The organism is Mycobacterium sp. NGS11, assembly GCF_059813315.1.
Window position 1 is genome coordinate 42,833 of sequence record NZ_JCALEJ010000024.1, and the last position, 21,569, is coordinate 64,401.

Annotated in this window: 16 protein-coding genes; 7 read left to right on the forward strand and 9 right to left on the reverse strand. The window is 68.2% G+C overall.

Going from position 1 to position 21,569, the window contains the following annotated elements:
- Positions 1-186: 186 nt before the first annotated feature.
- Positions 187-1,254, forward strand: a complete 1,068-nt coding sequence (locus AC5Y4T_RS21165) for an oxygenase MpaB family protein (RefSeq protein ID WP_499921803.1) — start codon at positions 187-189, stop codon at positions 1,252-1,254.
- On the opposite strand, the gene AC5Y4T_RS21170 is transcribed toward AC5Y4T_RS21165, so the two are convergent.
- From AC5Y4T_RS21170 to infC, 4 genes are all read right to left on the reverse strand, one after another.
- Complete coding sequence (locus tag AC5Y4T_RS21170) at positions 1,241-2,041, reverse strand: TrmH family RNA methyltransferase (protein WP_499921805.1); 801 nt, start codon at positions 2,039-2,041, stop codon at positions 1,241-1,243. The genes AC5Y4T_RS21165 and AC5Y4T_RS21170 overlap by 14 nt on opposite strands.
- 19 nt (positions 2,042-2,060) lie before the next feature.
- Positions 2,061-2,456, reverse strand: coding sequence for a 50S ribosomal protein L20 (rplT, locus tag AC5Y4T_RS21175; RefSeq protein ID WP_007776071.1), 396 nt, complete (start codon positions 2,454-2,456; stop codon positions 2,061-2,063).
- A gap of 82 nt (positions 2,457-2,538) precedes the next feature.
- On the reverse strand, positions 2,539-2,733 hold the full coding sequence (rpmI, locus tag AC5Y4T_RS21180; protein ID WP_066882282.1) for a 50S ribosomal protein L35: 195 nt from the start codon (positions 2,731-2,733) through the stop codon (positions 2,539-2,541).
- Positions 2,734-2,783: 50 nt separating this feature from the next.
- Positions 2,784-3,389 (reverse strand): translation initiation factor IF-3, encoded by a 606-nt coding sequence (gene infC, locus AC5Y4T_RS21185; RefSeq protein WP_499921844.1) that lies wholly within the window; start codon positions 3,387-3,389, stop codon positions 2,784-2,786.
- 454 nt (positions 3,390-3,843) lie between these two features.
- Between infC and lysX the strand changes: the two genes are divergently transcribed.
- From lysX to AC5Y4T_RS21205, 4 genes are all read left to right on the forward strand, one after another.
- Positions 3,844-7,176, forward strand: coding sequence for a bifunctional lysylphosphatidylglycerol synthetase/lysine--tRNA ligase LysX (lysX, locus tag AC5Y4T_RS21190; protein WP_499949221.1), 3,333 nt, complete (start codon positions 3,844-3,846; stop codon positions 7,174-7,176).
- Between the two features lie 77 nt (positions 7,177-7,253).
- On the forward strand, positions 7,254-8,732 hold the full coding sequence (locus tag AC5Y4T_RS21195; protein WP_499921809.1) for an alpha/beta hydrolase: 1,479 nt from the start codon (positions 7,254-7,256) through the stop codon (positions 8,730-8,732).
- The gene (locus tag AC5Y4T_RS21200; protein ID WP_499921810.1) at positions 8,732-9,157 is read left to right on the forward strand and encodes a DUF6653 family protein; all 426 of its coding nucleotides are present in this window, start codon (positions 8,732-8,734) and stop codon (positions 9,155-9,157) included. The genes AC5Y4T_RS21195 and AC5Y4T_RS21200 overlap by 1 nt, the downstream gene beginning before the upstream one ends.
- Before the next feature lie 9 nt (positions 9,158-9,166).
- A complete protein-coding gene (locus AC5Y4T_RS21205; protein WP_499921812.1) occupies positions 9,167-9,415 on the forward strand; it encodes a hypothetical protein in 249 nt (82 codons plus the stop codon).
- A gap of 6 nt (positions 9,416-9,421) precedes the next feature.
- On the opposite strand, the gene uvrA is transcribed toward AC5Y4T_RS21205, so the two are convergent.
- Complete coding sequence (gene uvrA, locus AC5Y4T_RS21210; protein ID WP_499921814.1) at positions 9,422-12,337, reverse strand: excinuclease ABC subunit UvrA; 2,916 nt, start codon at positions 12,335-12,337, stop codon at positions 9,422-9,424.
- A 142-nt stretch (positions 12,338-12,479) separates the two neighbouring features.
- On the opposite strand from uvrA, the gene AC5Y4T_RS21215 reads away from it, so the two are divergent.
- On the forward strand, positions 12,480-13,157 hold the full coding sequence (locus AC5Y4T_RS21215) for an MBL fold metallo-hydrolase (protein WP_499921816.1): 678 nt from the start codon (positions 12,480-12,482) through the stop codon (positions 13,155-13,157).
- A gap of 7 nt (positions 13,158-13,164) precedes the next feature.
- Here AC5Y4T_RS21215 and AC5Y4T_RS21220 read toward each other — a convergent pair whose 3' ends face one another.
- Positions 13,165-13,608: a universal stress protein gene (locus AC5Y4T_RS21220; protein WP_499921818.1), complete on the reverse strand. Its 444-nt coding sequence runs from the start codon at positions 13,606-13,608 to the stop codon at positions 13,165-13,167.
- Between the two features lie 282 nt (positions 13,609-13,890).
- Here AC5Y4T_RS21220 and AC5Y4T_RS21225 point away from each other — a divergent pair, with 282 nt between their 5' ends.
- The gene (locus tag AC5Y4T_RS21225) at positions 13,891-15,477 is read left to right on the forward strand and encodes a mannosyltransferase (RefSeq protein ID WP_499921820.1); all 1,587 of its coding nucleotides are present in this window, start codon (positions 13,891-13,893) and stop codon (positions 15,475-15,477) included.
- A gap of 34 nt (positions 15,478-15,511) precedes the next feature.
- On the opposite strand, the gene AC5Y4T_RS21230 is transcribed toward AC5Y4T_RS21225, so the two are convergent.
- The 3 genes from AC5Y4T_RS21230 to AC5Y4T_RS21240 all read right to left on the reverse strand — a co-directional run bounded on the left by AC5Y4T_RS21230 (position 15,512) and on the right by AC5Y4T_RS21240 (position 21,211).
- On the reverse strand, positions 15,512-16,930 hold the full coding sequence (locus AC5Y4T_RS21230) for an MFS transporter (RefSeq protein ID WP_499921822.1): 1,419 nt from the start codon (positions 16,928-16,930) through the stop codon (positions 15,512-15,514).
- A 57-nt stretch (positions 16,931-16,987) separates the two neighbouring features.
- Positions 16,988-19,147 carry an excinuclease ABC subunit UvrB gene (gene uvrB, locus AC5Y4T_RS21235; RefSeq protein WP_499955224.1) on the reverse strand — a complete coding sequence of 720 codons (2,160 nt, stop codon included), beginning with the start codon at positions 19,145-19,147 and terminating at the stop codon, positions 16,988-16,990.
- A gap of 87 nt (positions 19,148-19,234) precedes the next feature.
- A complete protein-coding gene (locus tag AC5Y4T_RS21240) occupies positions 19,235-21,211 on the reverse strand; it encodes a serine/threonine-protein kinase (protein ID WP_499921846.1) in 1,977 nt (658 codons plus the stop codon).
- Positions 21,212-21,569 lie beyond the last annotated feature (358 nt).

Sequence of the window (21,569 nt, forward strand, 5' to 3'; positions counted from 1 at the left end):
GAAGGCAGGCAACGACGGTCCCGGCCGGGTCCGGCGGATGTGTCACATCTCGCATCAAAGCGCCTGATCACGATGGCGCCACACCGATGTGGAAGCTCGATAACACCCGAGCGAACACATCCCCGAAATCATAGACAACGTTCGTTGTCAAAGTTATCGTGAGCGCAACTGGAGCAGGAGGCCGCGATGACTGGCACTGTGCACGCTTCCGGGTCGGAAGCCGTCGATCCGCTCGGCCCAGATTCCCTGACCTGGAAGTACTTTGGCGATTTGCGCACCGGAATGATGGGCGTCTGGATCGGGGCGATCCAGAACATGTATCCCGAACTCGGCGCGGCGGTCGAGGAGCATTCGATCCTGCTGCGGGAGCCGCTGCAGCGGGTGGCGCGGTCGGTCTACCCGATCATGGGCGTCGTCTACGACGGCGACCGGGCATCGCAGACCGGACGCCAGATCACCAGCTACCACCACACCATCAAGGGGACCGACGCCGCAGGGCGGCGCTATCACGCGCTCAACCCGGAGACCTTCTACTGGGCGCACGCCACGTTCTTCATGCTGATCGTCAAGGTGGCCGAATACTTCTGCGGCGGTCTGACCGAAGCCGAGAAGCGGCAGCTGTTCGCCGAGCACGTGCAGTGGTACCGGATGTACGGGATGAGCATGCGGCCGGTGCCCGGATCGTGGGAGGAATTCCAGGAGTACTGGGAGCGGGTCTGCCGCGAGGAGCTGGAGATCAACCGGGCGACACTGGACATCTTCGAGATACGCATCCCGAAGCCGAAGTTCGTCCTGGTCCCCACCCCGATCTGGGACCAGCTCTTCAAGCCGCTGGTCGCCGGCCAGCGCTGGATCGCGGCCGGGCTCTTCGAACCGGCGGTGCGCGAGAAGGCCGGCATGCGCTGGACCCCGGGCGACGAGGTGTTGCTGCGGCTGTTCGGCAAGGCCGTCGAGTTGGCTTTCCTGGCGGTGCCCGACGAGATCCGGCTGCACCCGCGCGCGCTGGCGGCCTACCGGCGCGCCGAGGGACGGCTGCCCAGCGACGCCCCGCTGGTCGAGGCGCCGCCGTTCATGGCGCCGCCGCGCGACCGGCGCGGCCTGCCGATGCATTACTTCCCGCCGCCGCCCAGGTCGCCACTCGAACCCGCCCGCGCGCTGATGGAACGCGCGGGTTCCCTGGTGCACACGACCCTGTCGCTGGCCGGCCTGCGCGCCGGGCGGGGCAGGCCCAAACGGCCGGCTAAGGCCGCGTAGGCAGGCCCAGCGCCCGCGCGCTCTGATACAGACAGATGGCCGCGGCCGACGCCACGTTCAGGCTCTCCGCGCCGCCGGACATGGGGATGCGCATCCGGTGGTCGGCCACCGCCGCGATTTCGGTTGGCAGACCGTGTGATTCGGGGCCGAACAGCCACGCCGTCGGCGCGCCGAGCAGTTCGGCGGCCTCGTCGAGCCGTGTCTCACCGTCCACGGTGGTGGCGAGCAGCTGCAGGCCCGCCGCACGCACCGCGTCGAGGGCGGCGGCCGTGTCGGGCGCGACGGCGACCGGAAGCGAGAAGATGCTGCCCGCCGACGCGCGCAGGCACTTGCCGTTGTACGGGTCGACGCTGTGGCCGCCGAAGATGACGCCGGACGCACCCATCGCGTCCGCGAGGCGAATGAGGGTGCCCGCGTTGCCCGGCTCGCTGATCTCGACCGCGACCGCGACCAGCCGAGGCGAGCCGGCCAGCGCGTCCTGAAGGCGGGTGGCCGGCGTTTCGCACACGGCGACCAGCCCGGCCGGGGTGACGGTGTCGGACAACGCTTTCGCCGCGCGCTCGGTGACCGGGTGCACCGGGCACCGCGCGGAATCCAAGGTCGCCAGCAGCGACGCATGACGCTGCTGGGCGGCCTCGGTGACGAAGACGTCGCGAACCAGCCCGCGGCGGGCGGCGGCCGCCACGAGGTTGGGGCCCTCGGCGAGGAACCGGCCCGCCCGCCGGCGGGCGACGTGGCGGTGCAGCTTGACCGCCGCGGCGACCCTGGCCGAACGTTCGGTCAGCACCTGGCCGGTCCGCGCGCAGTTAGGCCGCTTCTCCCGAATCCGAGGGAGCGTTGACATCCTCGGGCAGTGCCGCCCGCGCGATGTCGACCAGCGCCGTGAACGCGGCCGGGTCGGCGATCGCGATGTCGGACAGGTTCTTTCGGTCCACTTCCACACCGGCGGCCTTGAGGCCCTGGATCAGCCGGTTGTAGGTGATGTCATTGGCGCGTGCCGCCGCGTTGATCCGCGAGATCCACAGTTTACGGAACTCGCCCTTGCGCGCGCGACGGTCGCGGTAGGCGTAGTTCAGTGAATGAAGTTGCTGCTCTTTGGCCTTGCGGTAGAGCCGGGATCGCTGGCCGCGATAGCCCTTCGAGGCCTTGAGGATGCTGCGCCTCTTCTTGTGGGCGTTGACCGCCCGCTTCACGCGTGCCATTGGATGTTCCTACTCTCGTTCACAAATTAGTTGGTCGGGTCGCCGTGCGAGCTCGCAATTACGGGTCTGGCCGGCGTGGTGGTCAGCCGTTCAGCAGGCTGTTAACACGCTTGGTGTCGTTGGCCGACACCGTCGTCCGGCCGTCGAGGCGGCGGGTCCGCTTGGTCGGCTTGTGCTCGAGCAGATGCCTACGGTTGGCCTGCTGGCGCACGATCTTGCCGGTACCGGTGCGCCGGAACCGCTTTGACGCCCCGCTGTGGGTCTTGGCTTTGGGCATGTTTCCTCTGTTCTGTGGAGTACTCGAGCTCTTACGGAGTCTCGCGTGGGTCAGTTCGACGAAGGTTCGGCTTCGGCGGCCGCATCGTCCGGGACCGGGCCGGCCCCGGGTCCCTCCGGATGCCGCGCCTTGGCGCGAGTCTTCGCGCCGCGATGCGGTGCCAGCACCATCGTCATGTTGCGGCCGTCCTGCTTGGCGGACGTTTCGACGAAGCCGTATTCGGCCACGTCCGCACCCAGGCGCTGGAGCAATCGATAGCCCAGCTCGGGCCGCGACTGCTCACGTCCGCGGAACATGATGGTGACCTTCACCTTCGATCCCGCTTCCAGGAAGCGGATGACGTGACCCTTTTTGGTCTCGTAATCATGATCGTCGATCTTCGGTCGCAGCTTTTGTTCTTTGACGACGGTCTGCTGCTGGTTCCGGCGGGATTCGCGCGCCTTTTGCGCCGCTTCGTATTTGAACTTGCCGTAGTCCATGATCTTGCAGACCGGGGGTCTGGCATTAGGGGCAACTTCGACGAGGTCGAGATCGGCGTCCGCAGCGACGCGCAGTGCGTCTTCGATGCGCACGATGCCTACCTGCTCTCCCCCTGGGCCGATCAACCGGACTTCAGGTACGCGAATGCGCTCGTTGACGCGGGTCTCAGTGCTGATGGGGCCTCCCTTGTTGGGCTTCTCTATGTCCTGCGGTGACGACTGCCTGGGTCGGTCCGGGAATCAGCGGCGGAGACACCACACCACTAGCAAAAAAGCCCTGCATCAGCAGGGCCCAATGCCGACCGATCGCGGCTGGAACTACTCGAGCCGCCCGCGTTGCCCGCGGAACAGGCATCCGCGATGCCTGTGACCGGACCGCCAAACCTTCGAAGATCCGCACAGGGATTTCGTCGGCTCGCGGTGGGAGTGGGACTCCACTTAACTGTTCCTGGCATTCGCCGGGATGGTCGCAGGCGCTAGTTTAGCAGCCTTGAGGTGCCGCTTAGCACTTCGGCCGGGCGCACGGGCCCGAACCGGCCGGGGCCGGGTCCGAAAACGTGTCCAACTAGTGCCCGCCACACTTAACGGTTACACAAGCTTTTCCCGGATTGAGCGCATATCCTCGCGGTCTGTGACTCTCGCATCTCCTCGTTCGGGGCCGCGTGTGGGACCCGGCGGTCGGTCGAACTCGCGGTACCGCTGGGTGCCGGCGGCGGCGGGGTGGACCGTGGGCGTCATCGCCACGGTCTCGCTGCTCGGGAGCGTGTCCCCGCTGATCAGGTACTTGATCAAAGTGCCGCGCGAGTTCATCAACGACTATCTCTTCAACTTCCCGGACACCAGCATCGCGTGGTCGTTCATCCTGGCCCTGCTGGCCGCGGCCCTGACCGCGCGTAAGCGCATCGCCTGGGTGCTGTTGCTGGCCAACATGATTCTGGCCGCGGCGCTCAACGCCGCCGACATCGCCGCGGGCGACAACACCGCCGCCCAGATCTTCGGCGAGAACCTCGGGTTCGCCCTGCATATCGTGGCGATCGTCCTGCTGGTGTTGGCCTACCGGGAGTTCTGGGCCAAGGTCCGCAAGGGCGCTCTGGTCAAGGCCGCCGCGGTACTGGTCGCCGGCGACGTGGTGGGGATTCTGGTGTCCTGGGGTCTGGTCGAGTTGTTTCCGGGCACCCTCGCCCGCCAGGACCGCCTGCCTTACGTGGCCAACCGGGTGGTCGGTTTCGCGCTGGCGGATCCGGATCTGTTCACCGGCCGGCCGCACGTGTTCCTCAACGCGATCTTCGGGTTGTTCGGTGCGCTGGCGCTGATCGTGGCGACGATCGTGCTGTTCCAATCCCAGCGCGCGGAGAACGCGTTGACCGGTGAGGACGAATCGGCGATCCGCGGGCTGCTCGAGCTGTACGGCAAGAACGACTCGCTGGGCTACTTCGCCACCCGCCGCGACAAGTCGGTGGTCTTCGCCCAGAGCGGGCGCGCCGCGATCACCTACCGGGTCGAGATCGGCGTCTGCCTGGCCAGCGGCGACCCGATCGGTGATCCGAGGGCGTGGCCGCAGGCCGTCGACGCCTGGCTGGGTCTGTGCCAGACCTACGGCTGGGCGCCCGGTGTGATGGGCGCCAGCACCCAGGGGGCGCGGGCGTATCGCGAAGGCGGTCTGAACGCGCTCGAGCTGGGCGACGAAGCCATCCTGCGGACTTCCGATTTCAAACTGTCCGGGCCCGACATGCGCGGGGTGCGTCAGGCCGTAACCCGGGCCCGCCGGGCGGGGCTGACCGTGCGGATCCGGCGGCACCGCGACATCACCGCTGACGCGATGGCCGACACCATCTCCCGCGCCGACGCCTGGCGGGACACCCAGACCGAGCGTGGCTTTTCCATGGCCCTGGGCCGGCTCGGTGATCCCGCCGACGGGGACTGCCTGCTGGTCGAAGCGCTGGACCGCGACGGCAACGTCGTGGCGATGCTGTCGCTGGTTCCCTGGGGCACCACCGGCGTTTCCCTGGACTTGATGCGTCGTTCGCCGCAATCCCCCAACGGCACCATCGAGCTGATGGTCAGCGACCTGGCATTGGGCGCCGAAGCCCTTGGCATCACCCGCATTTCACTGAACTTCGCGATGTTCCGCTCGGCGTTCGAACAGGGCGCTCAGCTCGGCGCCGGTCCCGTCGCCCGGCTGTGGCGGGGGCTGCTGCTCTTCTTCTCGCGGTGGTGGCAGCTGGAGACCCTCTACCGCTCGAACATGAAATACCAACCGGAGTGGGTGCCGCGCTACGCCTGTTACGAGGACGCCCGCCTGATTCCCCGGGTCGGCGTCGCTTCGGCCCTCGCGGAGGGCTTCCTGGTGTTGCCGTTCGGCCGGCGCAAGACGCACACCGGCCACTACCCCGCCGTCCCGCCGCGCTTGGCGGAATCCGGGCTGCTCCATCACGACGGCAGCGCCCCGGACGTCAGCGGGCTGCGGGAGCGCCGCGAGTCCGCCGACGAGGAGGAGTTCAGGTCCCGCCTGCCCGAACAGGTTCGAGTGCGGCTGGCCAAGCTGAAGATCTTGCAGCGCGAGGGGGTCGACGCGTATCCGGTCGGAGCTCCGCCCAGCCACACCGTCGCCAGGGCGCTCGACGCAGACGATGACGCCGACATCACCGTCTCGGGCCGGATCTTGCGGATCCGTGACTACGGCGGGGTGCTGTTCGCCCACCTGCGCGACTGGTCGGGGGAAATGCAAGTGCTGCTGGACAATTCGCAGCTGCAGCGGGGCCGGACCGCCGACTTCACCGCGGCCATCGACCTGGGCGACCTGGTCGAGGTGTCCGGCCACATGGGCTTTTCCAAGAAGGGCAGCCGCTCGCTGATCGTCGCCGACTGGCGAATGATCGGTAAGTGCCTGCGGCCTTTGCCGAACAAGTGGAAGGGGCTGACCGACCCGGAGGCGCGGGTGCGGACGCGCTACGTCGACCTGGCCGTCAATCCCGAGTCGCGTGAGTTGATCAAGGCGCGCAGCGAGGTGTTGCGCTCGGTCAGGCAGACGCTGTTCGCCAGGGACTTCATCGAGGTCGAGACCCCGATCCTGCAGCAGATCCACGGCGGGGCCACCGCGCGGCCCTTCGTCACGCACATCAACACCTACGACCTGGACCTGTTCCTGCGCATCGCGCCGGAGCTCTACCTGAAGCGGCTGTGTGTCGGCGGCGTCGAGCGAGTCTTCGAGCTGGGCCGGGCTTTTCGCAACGAGGGTGTCGACTTCAGCCACAACCCGGAATTCACCCTGCTGGAGGCCTACCAGGCGCACGCCGACTACAAGGTGTGGATCGACGGATGCCGCGAGCTCATCCAGAATGCCGCCCAGGCCGCGCACGGCGAGCAGACCGTGCTGCGCGCCGGGGCCGAAGGGCGGCTGGAACCGGTCGACATCTCCGGGGTGTGGGCGGTCAAGACCGTCCATGACGCCGTGTCCGAGGCGCTGGGCGAGCGCATCGACCCGGCCACTCCGCTGTCGGTCCTGCGGAAGTTCTCCGACGCCGCGCACGTTCCCTATCGGGCGCACTGGGATGCCGGCGCGGTGGTGTTGGAGCTGTACGAGCACCTGGTCGAGGACCGGACCGAGGAGCCGACGTTCTATATCGACTTCCCGACGTCGGTGTCGCCGTTGACGCGGCCGCACCGCACCCAACCGGGCGTCGCCGAGCGGTGGGACCTGGTGGCGTGGGGCGTCGAGCTGGCCACCGCCTACAGCGAGCTCACCGACCCCGTCGAGCAGCGCCGCCGCCTGCAGGAGCAATCGCTGTTAGCTGCCGGCGGCGATCCCGAGGCGATGGAGCTCGATGAAGACTTCCTGCAGGCGATGGAATACGCGATGCCGCCCACCGGCGGGCTCGGGATGGGCATCGATCGGCTCGTCATGCTCATAACGGGACGCAGCATCCGCGAGACGTTGCCATTCCCGCTGGCCAAACCGCATTAGCGGCGGCCACATCCGTCCAGAAAGCCCAAAGCGAACATTCGGCAAACAGGTTCCGGGCAGGTTACCGATAGATCACAATGAGTCACGTGACAGCCCCGATGGACAGCGCGCCCGCGCAGTTCCTGGCAAGTAGCCACACCTCGCTGATGCACGGCTGGGTGCCCGCGACGGTCCAGGTGCTCGCCGCGGTGATGCTGACGTCGGCGATCGGCTGGCGGTCGCGCCGGTGGCGCACGGTGTGGCTGCCGGGGGCCGCGCTGGCCGGCGGGGTCGCGGCCTACCTCACGCACTGGTACATCGTCGACCGCGGGCTTTCCGATGACCCCGCCCCGGCGGCGCTGTGGATCTGGATCGCGCTGACGGGCATGGCGGCGGCGGTGCTGGTCCTGGGCTGGCGCACCGCGCGCCGCTGGCGGCGTGGCGCCGCGGTGCTGGCCGTGCCACTGTGCCTGCTCAGCACGTCTCTGATGCTCAACCTCTGGGTGGGCTACTTCCCCACCGTGCAATCGGCGTGGAGCCAGCTGACGTCGGGCCCGCTGCCCGATCAGACCGATCAGGCCACCGTTACCGCCATGGCCGCCAAGGGGACCCGGCCGCCGCACGGCACCGTGGTGCCGGTGGCGATCCCCTCCGACGGATCGCACTTCAAACACCGGGGCGAGCTGGTCTACCTGCCGCCCGAGTGGTTCGCCACCACGCCGCCTCCGCCGCTGCCGACCGTGATGATGATCGGCGGGCAGTTCAACACGCCGGCGGACTGGACCCGAGCGGGCAACGCGGTCAAGACGATTGACGACTTCGCGGCCGCGCACGACGGCAAGGCGCCGGTGCTGGTGTTCGTGGATTCGGGCGGCGCGTTCAACAACGACACCGAATGCGTCAACGGTGTTCGCGGCAACGCTGCCGACCATCTGACCAAAGATGTTGTGCCTTTTATGATTTCGACTTTCGGCGTCAGCCCGAGGCGGGCCAACTGGGGCGTCGCCGGCTGGTCGATGGGCGGGACCTGCGCGGTGGACCTGACCGTCATGCACCCCGATATGTTCAGCGCGTTCGTCGACGTGGCCGGCGATTTCTTCCCCAACGCCGGGAACAAGGCCCAAACCATCGCCAGGCTGTTCGGCGGAAACGCCGACGCCTGGGCGGCTTTCGATCCGAGCACGGTGATTAACCGGCACGGGCCCTACCGCGACGTGGCCGGCTGGTTCGCGATCTCGTCCGACGGCCCGCCCGCCGCACGGCGCGACCTCCAGCTGGCCGACAGCGGCGCGATCCGCGTCGCCGGGCGCGACGCGGCCGCCAATCCGGGCAATCAGACCGCGGCGGCCTATTCGCTTTGTGCGCTGGGCCGCTCCAACGGAATCGACTGCGCGGTGGTGCCCCAGCCCGGCAAGCACGACTGGCCGTTCGCGGACCGCGTGTTCGCGACGTCGCTGCCCTGGCTCGCCGGCGAGCTGGGCACTCCGGGGATACCGCGGACGCCGTTGCCCGCCGCGTCCGCGCCCGCCGTCGGCACCCCGGTGGTCGTCCCGGCCGAGCACTCCAACACCCGATAGTGCCTGCGCTGTCCGTCGCGCGCGTCCGGCGTGCCGTCTTCGCTCGGCACTGCCATCCGTGCAGCGCATGGAGCCGATGGGCGAGCACACCGCTGATCCTGGTCCCGATCTGGACGCGGCGATGGGCGCATGCGGTGTGGATTGCGTTGTGGCTGACGGTAAATCCGTTGGTATTCGGCAAGCCCGCGCATCGACGCGCATGGTCGACGCGCGCGATGCTGGGCGAAGAGCTGTGGATCAGCCGTCGGCCCCGCGACGCGGCGATGGCGGTCAGCGCGGCGGCGTCGGCGGCCGCGCTGATAGCGCTGTTCGCCGCGCGCCGGCATCGGCTGCGGCCGGCGCTGATCGCGGTCGCGGTACAGATGGCGCTGACGCTGGTGTATTGGCAACAGATGGTTCGGTACTTCGAGCGCCAGCCGCTATAGCGTGGCGGCATGCCCGACGAAGGATCCGCTTCCAGCTCCACCGGGCCCGTCCCGGAATACGACGACGCCGGTGTGCCGACCTTCGAGTCGGTGCGCGACCAGATCGAGTCCCGCTACGCGACCGCGCAGGGCGCCGCCGAACTCGACGCGGAATCACCCGAGGGCCGGTCGGTGCAGGAACAGTACGACGAACGCCAGCGCGCGGCGGCCGAGCGGCTCGCCCAGATCCGGGAGTCGATGCGGCCCGACGAGGGTTGAGCCGACTCAGGCGGTGACTTTGCGACGCCTGTTCGATCGTGGCGGCGCACTGGATGACGCGGGGGTGCGCCCGATCACCTCGGCGAGGAATTTCCCGGTATAGCTTTCGGGCACGGCCGCGACGTCCTCCGGGGTTCCTTCCGCGACAACGGTTCCGCCCTCGGCGCCGCCTTCCGGGCCCATGTCCACGATCCAGTCCGAGGTCTTGATCACGTCCAGGTTGTGCTCGATGACGATGACCGTATTGCCTTTGTCGACAAGGCCGTTGATGACCTTCAGCAGCTTGCGGATGTCGTCGAAATGCAGGCCCGTGGTGGGCTCGTCGAGGATGTACACGGTGCGCCCGGTCGAGCGCTTCTGCAGTTCCGCGGCCAGCTTGACGCGCTGCGCCTCGCCGCCGGACAGCGTGGGCGCGGGCTGGCCGAGCCGCACGTATCCCAGCCCGACGTCGACCAGGGTGCGCAGATAGCGGTGGATGCCGGTGATCGGCTCGAAGAACTCCGCGGCCTCCTCGATGGACATGTCGAGCACTTCGGAGATGGTCTTGCCCTTGTAGTGCACCTCCAGCGTTTCCCGGTTGTATCGAGCGCCATGGCAGACCTCGCAGGGCACGTACACGTCGGGCAGGAAGTTCATCTCGATCTTGATGGTGCCGTCGCCGGTGCACGCCTCGCAGCGGCCGCCCTTGACGTTGAACGAGAACCGGCCCGGTTGGTAGCCACGGACTTTGGCTTCGGTGGTGGCGGCGAACAGGGTGCGGATCTTGTCGAACACCCCGGTGTAGGTGGCCGGGTTGGACCGCGGCGTCCGGCCGATCGGTGACTGATCCACCCGCACCAGCTTGTCCAGGTGGTCCAGCCCGGTGACCCGGGTGTGCCGGCCGGGGACCTGGCGCGCGCCGTTGAGCCGGTTGGCCAGCACCGCGGCCAGAATGTCGTTGACGAGCGTGGATTTGCCGGATCCGGACACCCCGGTGACCGAGGTGAGCACGCCGAGCGGGAACGAGACGTCGATGCCGCGCAGGTTGTGCTCGCGGGCGCCGACGACGGTCAGCTGACGCTTGCGGTCCACCGCGCGGCGCTTCGCGGGCATCTCGATGCGTTCCTTGCCGGACAGGTAGGCGCCGGTGATCGAATCGTCGTTCGCCAGCAGCTCGCTGTAGGTGCCGCTGTGCACGATCTCGCCGCCGTGCTCGCCGGCGCGCGGGCCGATGTCGACGATCCAGTCGGCGTGCGCGATGGTGTCCTCGTCGTGCTCGACGACGATCAGCGTGTTGCCCAAACCCCTTAGCCGCGTGAGGGTTTCGATGAGTCGACGGTTGTCGCGCTGATGCAGCCCGATGGACGGTTCGTCGAGCACGTACAGCACACCGACCAGACCGGACCCGATCTGGGTTGCCAGCCGAATGCGTTGTGCCTCACCACCGGACAGGGTGGCCGCGGCGCGCGACAGCGACAGATACTCCAGCCCGACGTCGAGCAAAAACCCCAGCCGTGACTGGATTTCCTTGAGCACCTGCCCGGCGATCGCCTTCTCGCGATGGCCGAGGGTGAGCCGGTTCAAAAATTCCGCGCAGTCCGAGATCGACAGTTCGCAGACCTCGGCGATGGACTTCGCACCCCGGTCCCCCGCGGTCAGCGTGACCGCCAGGATCTCCGGCTTGAGCCGGGTGCCGTCGCACTCCGGGCAGGGCACGTCACGCATGAAGCCCTCGTAGCGCTCCTTCATCTGCTCGGACTCGGTGTGGGCCATCTTGCGTTGCAGGAAAGCCAGCACGCCTTCGAAATCCGCGTAGTAGGACCGGGTGCGGCCATACCGGTTGCGGTATCGCACGTGCACCTGGTGGTCGGAGCCCTCGAGAATCGCCTTGCGGGCCTTGGCCGGCAGCTTGCGCCACGGGGTGTCGACGTCGAAGCCCAGCTCGTCGCCCAGCCCGGCCATCATCCGAATGAAGTACTCCGCGGTGTGGCCGTTGGACCACGGCGCCACCGCGCCCTCGGCCAGGGTGCGCTCGGGGTCGGGCACCACCAGGTCCGGGTCGACCTCCTTGCGGATGCCCAGGCCGCTGCACTCGGGGCAGGCGCCGTAGGGCGAGTTGAACGAGAACGACCGCGGTTCCAGGTCGTCGACCGCCAGGGCGTGCCCGTTGGGGCAGGCCAGCTTCTCGGAGAACCGCTGCTCCCGGTTGTGCGCGTCGTGTTCGTGGTCGACGAACTCGAGCACGACGATGCCGTCGGCCAGGTTCAGCGCGGTCTCCACCGAATCGGTGAGCCGCTGCTTGGCGGACGCCTTGACGGTCAGGCGGTCCACCACCACCTCGATGTCGTGCTTCTCCTGTTTCTTCAGCTTCGGCGGATCGGTCAAGGGGTGCACGACGCCGTCGACCCGCACCCGGCTGTAGCCCTGGGCGTTGAGCTTCTCGAAGAGGTCGGCGAACTCGCCCTTGCGGGTGCGTACCACCGGCGCGAGCACCAGGAAGCGGGTGCCCTCCGGCATCGCCAGCACCTGGTCGACGATTTGCTGCGGGGTCTGGCGGGCGATTCGCTCGCCGCAGATCGGACAGTGCGGCGTACCCGCCCGCGCGTAGAGCAGCCGCAGGTAGTCATAGACCTCGGTGATGGTCCCGACGGTCGAGCGTGGGTTGCGGTTGGTCGATTTCTGGTCGATGGACACCGCCGGGGACAGCCCCTCGATGAAGTCCACGTCCGGCTTGTCCATCTGCCCCAGGAACTGGCGGGCGTAGGCGGACAGGGACTCCACATAGCGGCGCTGCCCCTCGGCGAAAATCGTGTCGAAGGCCAGCGACGATTTTCCCGAACCCGACAGCCCGGTGAAGACGATCAGCGCGTCGCGGGGCAGGTCGAGATCGACGCCGCGCAGGTTGTGTTCGCGGGCGCCCTTGACGATCAGACGGTCAGCCAACGCTGCCCCTCTCAGAACTTTCCGGCAACTTCTCGTGGCCTCCTGGTAGCCCCGTGTGCATCCCGAACCGGAATTGCGCACGGCGCATTCCATGCTATGTGCCCACACCGACAAGCGAGTTTTGACCAGTAGCGTGACCGGTATGACTGCAGTGGACGACAACTACACCGGACACGTTGAGCCCGGTACCGCGGCCCGCCGGACCCTACCCGGCGCCACGATCCTAAAGGTCTCGGTGGGCCCCATGGACAACAACGCCTATCTGGTCACGTGTTCCGCTACCGGCGAAAGTCTGCTGATCGACGCCGCCAACGACGCGGACGTGCTGCTCGATCTGATCCAGCAGCACGCGCCGAAGCTGTCCCTGATCGTGACCAGCCACCAGCATTTCGACCACTGGCAGGCGCTGGAGGCGGTGGCGGCCGCCACCGGGGCGCCGACCGCGGCCAACGAGATCGACGCGGAGCCGCTGCCGGTCAAGCCGGATCGTTTGCTGGCGGGCGGTGACACCGTGCGCCTCGGCCAGCTGACGTTCGACGTCATCCACCTGCGCGGGCACACCCCGGGCTCGATCGCGCTGGCGCTCGACGGGCCCGCGACCGGCGGGGTCACGCAGCTGTTCACCGGCGACTGCCTGTTCCCCGGCGGCGTCGGGAAGACGTGGCAGCCGGGTGATTTCAGCCAGCTGATCGAGGACGTCTCCGCCCGGGTGTTCGACGTGTATGACGACTCAACCGTCATCTACCCCGGCCACGGCGACGACACGGCGCTGGGCGCCGAGCGCCCCCACCTGAGCGAATGGCGCGAGCGGGGCTGGTAGCGCGGTGCTACGTGGTGGTGTGCACGATCAACACGTCGGTCTTGGCCCGACGCGAGACGTTGGCCGGCACCGATCCCAGCAGCCGACCGGCGATCGTGCTCAAGCCGACGTTGCCGACCACGAGTAGATCGGCCTGCTCCTCCTCGGCGAGCTGCACCAGCGCATCGACCGGCGCCCCGACAACGGGTCGCTCGTCGATGTTCTTCGCGCCTGCGGCGTGGGCACGGTCCTTGGCGTCGCGCAGAATCGCGTAAATGGGTGCGGTGCCCGAAACCTTGTAGCTTTCCTCCCGCAGGGCGTCGGCCGCCCGGGCGTCCTCATGTTGGGGCAGATATGCCGACGCCACGATCAGCTTGGCGTCCTCTCCGGCGATCTGCGCCGCCTTCTCCACAGCGCGCATCGACGAGTCCGAGCCATCGGTTCCTACCACCACAGTCCGATAGGCGCCCATTTACCCTCCCAGTTTCGGTTGGTCAGCCAACCCAAGACAGTAGCGCGTTTGCTCGATACAGAGGAGACAGATCAACGACACGACGCGGCGTGGCGCGTCCGCAATTTGCGGGTTTTGGCTGCGGCAACGGAGGATATCGACAATGGCAGAACATTCACCTGCACGCGCCCGGCGTGGAAGGCATTGCATTACGCCGCTTTTCGTGAATCAACACCCGCATAGCGAATGCGCCGGACGCTTTGTGACCGACTGCATGACCAGCGACTTAAAGTAACAAGCATCATGTCCATGCCCACCGTCGAGCCCACTTTGCAACCGCGTGCCGGGGCTGTTGGCTCCCAACCGGTGTGCGGGCCTGCGCGCGGCAGATTGCTCGATCCCTGGGCGAACGCGCTGTTCGCCACCGTCGTCAGCGCCGCCTGGGCCTGCCGGCCGTCGCTCTGGTTCGACGAGGGCGCGACGATATCGGCTGCGGCCAGCCGGACGCTGCCAGAGCTGTGGCGGTTGCTGGGCCACATCGACGCCGTCCATGGCGCCTACTACCTGCTGATGCACGGTTGGTTCGCCATCTTCCCGCCCACCGAGTTCTGGTCGCGCGTTCCGAGCGCGTTGGCAGTCGGGGTCGCCGCGGCCGGCGTCGTGGTGTTGACCAGGCAGTTCACCCCCAGCCGCGGTACCGCGGTGTGCGCCGGAGTCGTCTTCGCGATCCTGCCGCGCATCACGTGGGCGGGCATCGAGGCCCGCTCGTATGCGATGTCGGTGGCCGCGGCGATCTGGCTGACGGTCCTGTTCGTCGCCGCGGTGCGGCGGCGCCGGCCCTGGCTGTGGGTCGGCTACGCCGTGGCGCTGATGGCGTCGATTCTGCTGAGCCTCAACCTGATCCTGCTCGTCCTCGTCTACGCGGCGATGCTGCCGCTGGTGGCCGCCAAAGGATCCCGCAGGTTTCCAACGATCTGGTGGGCGGCCAGCACGGCCGTCGCGCTGGGTGCGATGACGCCGTTCATCCTGTTCGCGCACGGGCAGGCGTTCCAGGTCAATTGGCTTTTCCCGGTCAGCTGGCACTACGCCTTCGACATCACCCAACGCCAATACTTCGACCACAGCGTTCCGTTCGCGGTGCTCAGTGCGGTCATCATGGTGGCCGCGGTCGCCGCTCGACTGGCCGGCGCGCCCGCCCCGCCGGGCGACATAGCTCGCCTGCTGACCAGCTGCATCGCGTGGGTGGTATTGCCCACCGCCGCCGTCGTCATCTACTCGGCGGTCGGCGAGCCGATGTACTTCCCCCGCTACCTGATCCTGACCACGCCGGCGATGGCCGTTGTGCTGGCGATCTGCATCGTCACCGTCGGGCGCCGGGGGTGGCTGATCGCCGGTCTTGTCGCGCTTTTCGTCGCCGCGGCCGTCCCCGACTACCTGTTCGTCCAGCGCTGGCCGTACGCCAAGGAGGGGTGGGACTACAGCCAGGTCGCCGATCTGATCAGCTCGCACGCCGCCCCAGGCGATTGCCTGATGGTCGACAACACCGTGCCGTGGCGGCCCGGCCCGATTCGCGCGCTGTTGGCCACCCGGCCGGCGGCCTTCCGGTCGCTGATCGACGTCGAGCGCGGCGCGTACGGCCCCAAGGTCGGGTCGCTGTGGGACGGGCACGTCGCCGTGTGGCTGACGACCGCCAAAATCAACAAATGCCCGGCGATCTGGACCATCACCAATAAGGACAACTCGCTGCCCGACCATCAAGCCGGGCGATCGCTGCCGCCCGGAAACGCGTTCGGGCGCGCTCCGGCGTACCGATTCCCGGGCTATCTCGGCTTCCGCATCGTCGAGCGATGGCAATTCCACTACTCGCAGGTTGTGAAGTCCACGCGGTGATTTGCCACGCGGCCGGCACAGCGCGGGACTGAGCTCAGCCTCCGGCGCCGACCGGCTGGGCCTGCCGGGTGGCGCGCGTCGCGGCATAGGACACGGCCACACCGGCCGCGCTCAACGCGGTGAACACCGTGAACAGCAGGTGCGCCGCCATCTGGTCCCCGCCCGTGGCGGTGTTGACGACAACACCGGCCAAACCGGCGCCGATCGCCGCGGAGGTCAGCTGGACGGTGTTGATCGCCGCGGATGCGGCCCCGCCTTCGACCGGGTCCGCGACGGACGCCATCGCGCGGGCCGACAGGTGCGGCCAGGCCATCCCGATCCCGATGCCGGCGACGAGCAGGGCGACCGCCCACAGCGCGGCGGTCCAGCCGGAGTCGTCGCCGTGCCGCGCCACGGCACCCAGCCCCAGTCCCGCCGCCACCACCAGCGGCGCCACGAGGACCACCCGCCCGATGGTCCGCGGGTGCTCCAGCGAGGCGCTGACGATCTCGCTGACCGTCCAGCCCACCGCGAGCGCCGCCCCCAGGAACCCGGCCGCGATCGGCGTCAGGTGCGCCAACCGCTGTCCGAACAACGGCACGTAGGTGGTCACCATCGCCGCGCCCATCAGCACGCCCATAGTGAGGTAGATCCACTTCAGGGGGCCGGAAGTGAACACGCTGGGCGGCAGGATGGCCGCGTGCATGCGCCAGTCGACGACCACGAACACGCCGACCAGGCCGACGCCGGCCGCGAGCAGCCCATACGTCGCGGCGGCGTTGTGCGGAATCTGCGCGACGCTGACGGCCAGCGCGGCCAGCCCGATGATCAGCAGCGACCACACCGGGACTCTCATCTTGGGGACGCCGCTCGGCGGGCTGACGCGGGCCAACGCCACCGGGACCAGCAGAGCCATCAGGCCGGTCAGGACGGCCATCGCGACAAACGCCCACCGCCAGATGCCGAACTGCGCGAACAGGCCGCCCGTGGTGGGGCCGACCACCGTCGCGACCCCCCACATCGCCGACACCAGCGCGGAGCCGCGAGTCCACAACCAGCGGGGTAGGGCGGAGTTGATGACCGCATAACCCAGGCCGGCCAGCAATCCCCCGGCCACCCCCTGCATGGCCCGGCCAGCAATCAACACATGCATGGTCGGAGCGGCAGCGCAAACGAGGCTGGCGACGCCGAATACGACGAGCCCCAGCAGATATGACGCGCGCGCACCGACGCGCAGCAGCATCGGATTGACCATCGTGGCCGCGACCACCGAGCCGACGAGATACAGGGTGGTCACCCACGCGTAGAGCCGGCTGCCGCCGATTTCTGCGATGGTGTTGGGCAACAAGCTGGTGGTCAGGAACTCGTTGGTGGCGTACAGCGCTACCCCGCCGGCCAGCAGTACGGAGGTCCTCAGATACCTCGCGCCCAGCAGCTCACGCCAGCCTCCGGTAATGGTCGCCGCGTCGGTCACTCTTCTACCGTATGGGCTTTCGCGGCGGCAAGAGCGGGAGATATGTTGCCAGCAAACTCATTTCAAGCCGGCGGCGTCCATCCCCCGCAGTTCCTTCTTCAGGTCCGCGATCTCGTCACGGAACCGCGCCGCCAGCTCGAACTGCAGGTCACGGGCCGCGGCCATCATCTGGGCGGTGAGGTCCTTGATCAGGTCGGCCAGTTCGGCGCGCGGCATGCTGGCCGTATCGCGGCCCTCGAACACCCCGGCGCTGACCGCGCGACCCGGCTCGCCCTGCGCGCGGCGGCCGCGGGATGCATTGCGCCCCGACCCGCCGATCTCCACCGTCTCGCTGTCGTCGGCCTCGCGGTAGACCTGGTCGAGGATGTCGGCGATCTTCTTGCGCAGCGGTTGCGGGTCGATGCCGTGTTCCTCGTTGTACGCGACCTGCTTCGCCCGCCGCCGTTCGGTCTCGTCGATGGCCTCCTTCATCGAATCGGTGATGGTGTCGGCGTACATGTGCACCTCGCCGGAGACGTTGCGGGCGGCGCGGCCGATGGTCTGGATCAGGCTGCGCGACGAGCGCAGGAAGCCCTCCTTGTCCGCGTCCAGGATCGCCACCAGCGACACTTCGGGCAGGTCCAGGCCCTCGCGCAGCAGGTTGATGCCGACCAGCACGTCGTACTCGCCCAGCCGCAGCTGGCGCAGCAGCTCCACCCGGCGCAGCGTGTCGACCTCGGAGTGCAGATAGCGCACCCGAATGCCCATCTCGAGCAGGTAGTCGGTGAGGTCCTCGGCCATCTTCTTGGTCAGCGTCGTGACCAGGACCCTTTCGTCGGCCTCGGTGCGCTTCCGGATCTCGCCGATCAGGTCGTCGATCTGCCCCTTCGTCGGCTTGACCACCACCTTCGGGTCCACCAGGCCGGTGGGCCGGATCACCTGTTCGACGAACTCGCCGGCGGACTGACTGAGCTCGTAGGGGCCCGGGGTGGCCGACAGGTACACGGTCTGCCCGATCCGGTCGGCGAACTCCTCCCAGGTCAGCGGGCGGTTATCGCACGCCGACGGCAACCGGAATCCGTATTCGACCAGGTTGCGTTTGCGCGACATGTCGCCCTCGTACATGCCGCCGATCTGCGGCACGGTGACGTGGGATTCGTCGATGACCAGCAGGAAGTCTTCCGGGAAGTAATCCAGCAGGGTCGCCGGCGGCGAGCCTGGACCCCGGCCGTCGATGTGCCGGGAGTAGTTCTCGATGCCCGAGCAGAACCCGACCTGGCGCATCATCTCGATGTCGTAGTTGGTGCGCATCCGCAACCGCTGCGCCTCGAGCAGCTTGCCCTGCCCCTCCAACTCGGCGAGCCGTTCGGCCAGCTCCGCTTCGATCGTCGAGATCGCCGTCGCCATCCGCTCCGGGCCGGCGACGTAGTGGGTGGCCGGGAAGATCCGCAGCGAATCGACCTGGCGGATCACGTCGCCCGTCAGAGGGTGCAGGTAGTACAGCGCCTCGATCTCGTCGCCGAAGAACTCGATGCGCACCGCCAGCTCTTCATAGGACGGGATGATCTCGACAGTGTCGCCGCGCACCCGGAAGGAGCCGCGGGTGAACGACAGGTCGTTGCGGGTGTACTGGACGTCGACCAGCAGCCGCAGCAGCGCATCCCGCGGCACCTCGGCGCCCACCCGCACCTCGACTGAGCGGTCCAGGTACGACTGCGGTGTGCCCAGGCCGTAGATGCACGACACGGACGCCACCACGACCACGTCCCGGCGCGACAGCAGCGACGACGTCGCTGAATGCCGTAGCCGCTCGACGTCGTCGTTGATCGAGCTGTCCTTCTCGATGTAGGTGTCGGTCTGCGCGATGTACGCCTCGGGCTGGTAGTAGTCGTAGTACGAGACGAAGTATTCAACCGCGTTGTGCGGCAACATTTCTCGCAGCTCGTTGGCCAGCTGGGCGGCCAGCGTCTTGTTGGGCGCCATCACCAGGGTGGGCCGCTGCAGTCGCTCGATGAGCCACGCGGTGGTGGCCGACTTCCCGGTACCGGTAGCGCCGAGCAGCACGACATCGCGCTCCCCCGCCTTGATCCGGCGTTCCAGCTCCTCGATGGCGGCCGGCTGGTCCCCGGCGGGATCGTGCGGGCTGACGACCTCGAAGTCGCCGCCGACGCGCACGACGTCGTCGACAGCGCGATACTCCGAATGCGCTACTACGGGGTGCTCCGTGGCGAATGCCATGGCACCAGGGTAGAACCGATCACCGACAAGTGTCGGCGAGCTGGTCGCGGTAGCGGATTCGGGGCTCGCCTGGTGGTACCCGGGAAACTACCCCGCCGGCCGCGTCCAGGTCCGGGTGATCGGATCGCATTGCAGCAGGTAGCCGTCGCTGGACGTGCTCATGGCGAACACCGGCGTGCCCGGCCGGTCACACGAGCTGCCGGCGGCGTGCGCCCCCATCGTGATCGGCGCCTTGGCCCAGCTGCTGCCCTCGCAGACGATCTCCTCGCTGTTGGTCGGGTCGTAGGCGACCTTGCCGACGTCGCCGCACGGCCCGCCGAGCACCGGCGGCGCCGGGGCGGATGCGGTGGTCGAGGCATTGATCGCCTGGTTGGGGTCGCTCAACGTGACCTTGGCGGGCGTCTGGCCGGTCCGGGTGGCCACCACGGGCACCCGCACCACCGCCCCCTGGGCGCCGCACTCATTGCTCAGCACGGTCTCGGTCAAGGTGCCGCGCAGCGTGCCGTCGGCCTGCGGCGCCAGCGACCACCCGATGGTTTCCTGCTGAGTGGCCGCGACCGGGCCATTGGGCGGGGTGCAGCCCACCCGCCGCTGGGTCGGAGTGCCCTGCCAGTAGCCGCCGACGAAGCGCAGGGTGTCGCTCTGCCCGCCGTCGGTGGTGTCGACGAGTTGGTGGGTGGCGTCGTCCAGCTGGGTGCCGGTGGCCGCACATCCGTCGGTTGTGCATACCGACCGGAAGGCCCACCAGCTGGTGGCGGCCCCGGCGTGCCGGACCGAGACGCCGTTGGTGGTGCGCTTGGTCTGGTCGTAGTCCAGCCGGTAAGTCCCGTTGAGCACCGGTCCGCGCACCGGCCCGCCGGGACCGGGTGCGGCGCTCGGGGCCGGGACGGAGGGTTTCGACGCGAGCGCGGGGTTGGCCGGGCGCGTGTCGGGCTGCACGGAGTAGAGGATCGACCAGGTCGCCGCGACGGCGATGAGCACCGCGCACACCAGCGCGGCCGCCCACCGGGTCTTCGACGAAAACCGTTGGGCCAGGCCGACGACGGCGCCGCCGGGCCCGCGCCGGCGATGCGGTGACGAGACGGCGGCGCGGGCCCCGGCCCCGCCGCCGAGTTCGGCGCCGTCATCTAGTGATTCGCGGACGGCGGTGGCGAACGCGCGGCAGCGCTCGAACCGCTCTTCGGGCCGTTTGGCGAGGGCCCGAAGAAACACCTCGTCGAGCGCCGCCAGCTCGGGCCGGAAATCGCTGAGCCGCGGCGGATCCCCGTGCAGGTGCTGACTGATCACCGCGATCGGGTTCGAATGCTGAAACGGAGGTGCTCCGGTGAGAAGATGGAAAGCCGTTGCGGCCAAAGCATATTGGTCTGCCCGGCCGTCGATGGGAGAACCCGTCAGCTGCTCGGGCGCGGCATACGCCACCGTGCCCACCGCGACGTTGGTTTCGGTGATCCCGCTGATGTCCCCGAGGTGACGTGCCACACCGAAGTCCGCCAACAGGATTCGACGCTCTCCCTCTTCGGGATGGGTGAGCAGGATGTTGGCGGGCTTGACGTCGCGATGCAGCAGGCCGCGATCGTGCGCGTAGTCCAGCGCGCCCGCGACCGCTTGCACGATGGCGCACACCTCGCGGATCGGCATCCCCTCCGCGTAGTTCTCCTTGACCAGCCGCGAGGCATCGGTGCCCTCGACGTAGTCCATCGAAATCCACAGATGCCCGTTGAATTCGCCCCGGTCGTGCACACCGACGATGTGGGGGTGCCACAGCGTCGCCGCGAGATCGGCCTCCCGATTGAATCTGTCGCGGAACTCGGGGTCGGCGGTCACCGCCTCGGCGAGCACCTTGATCACGTCACGGCGGGGCAGCCTGGGATGCAGCGCGAGATAGACCTCGGCCATTCCGCCGGCGCCAAGCTGCCGCAGAATGGTGTAGCCGGCGAACGACGCGCCGTTAGATACCGCCAGGCGCGCCGCAGAGGACTCGTTTTTCTGTTGTGCCACCACGGGTTCCGCGTTCGGTGCCGAATCGACGCGCGGTATGCGGCGGAACAGCTGACCGATGGGCATGGCCGGCAACGAGTGAAAACCGGCGCGCAACGCCCCACCGGCTTGTCGCGGATTGCTCAGCAGCTGCCGCCCGGCGCCGATGCGCCGGGTGGTCCCCTTGTGCTCGTTCGTCAATGCCTTGCCCCCTCGTGTCCCGGCACCGCCCGGGTGTCGCCGCGTGTGATGCGGATCGCACACCACGGGCTGCGCATCGCGATTGGGCCCTCTATTCCGTCTTGCAGTCTGCCGATACGACACTGTGCTCGGCACGCACGGACACAATCGAAGATTGCAGCCTCCCGATCGAATAATGCCGCACAGCAGTGGGCGATTCGTCGCAGCAGGCTATGAATGCGCTATGAGTCGCGGCGCAGAAACA

Bases quoted from the DNA above. Each gene is read 5' to 3' on its own strand.
- AC5Y4T_RS21165 (WP_499921803.1), top strand. From the start codon at position 187: ATGACTGGCACTGTGCACGCTTCCGGGTCGGAAGCCGTCGATCCGCTC.
- rplT (WP_007776071.1), bottom strand. From the start codon at position 2,456: ATGGCACGCGTGAAGCGGGCGGTCAACGCCCACAAGAAGAGGCGCAGC.
- rpmI (WP_066882282.1), bottom strand. From the start codon at position 2,733: ATGCCCAAAGCCAAGACCCACAGCGGGGCGTCAAAGCGGTTCCGGCGC.
- AC5Y4T_RS21195 (WP_499921809.1), top strand. From the start codon at position 7,254: ATGAGTCACGTGACAGCCCCGATGGACAGCGCGCCCGCGCAGTTCCTG.
- AC5Y4T_RS21205 (WP_499921812.1), top strand. From the start codon at position 9,167: ATGCCCGACGAAGGATCCGCTTCCAGCTCCACCGGGCCCGTCCCGGAA.
- AC5Y4T_RS21215 (WP_499921816.1), top strand. From the start codon at position 12,480: ATGACTGCAGTGGACGACAACTACACCGGACACGTTGAGCCCGGTACC.
- AC5Y4T_RS21220 (WP_499921818.1), bottom strand. From the start codon at position 13,608: ATGGGCGCCTATCGGACTGTGGTGGTAGGAACCGATGGCTCGGACTCG.
- AC5Y4T_RS21225 (WP_499921820.1), top strand. From the start codon at position 13,891: ATGTCCATGCCCACCGTCGAGCCCACTTTGCAACCGCGTGCCGGGGCT.
- uvrB (WP_499955224.1), bottom strand. From the start codon at position 19,147: ATGGCATTCGCCACGGAGCACCCCGTAGTAGCGCATTCGGAGTATCGC.
- AC5Y4T_RS21240 (WP_499921846.1), bottom strand. From the start codon at position 21,211: ATGCCCATCGGTCAGCTGTTCCGCCGCATACCGCGCGTCGATTCGGCA.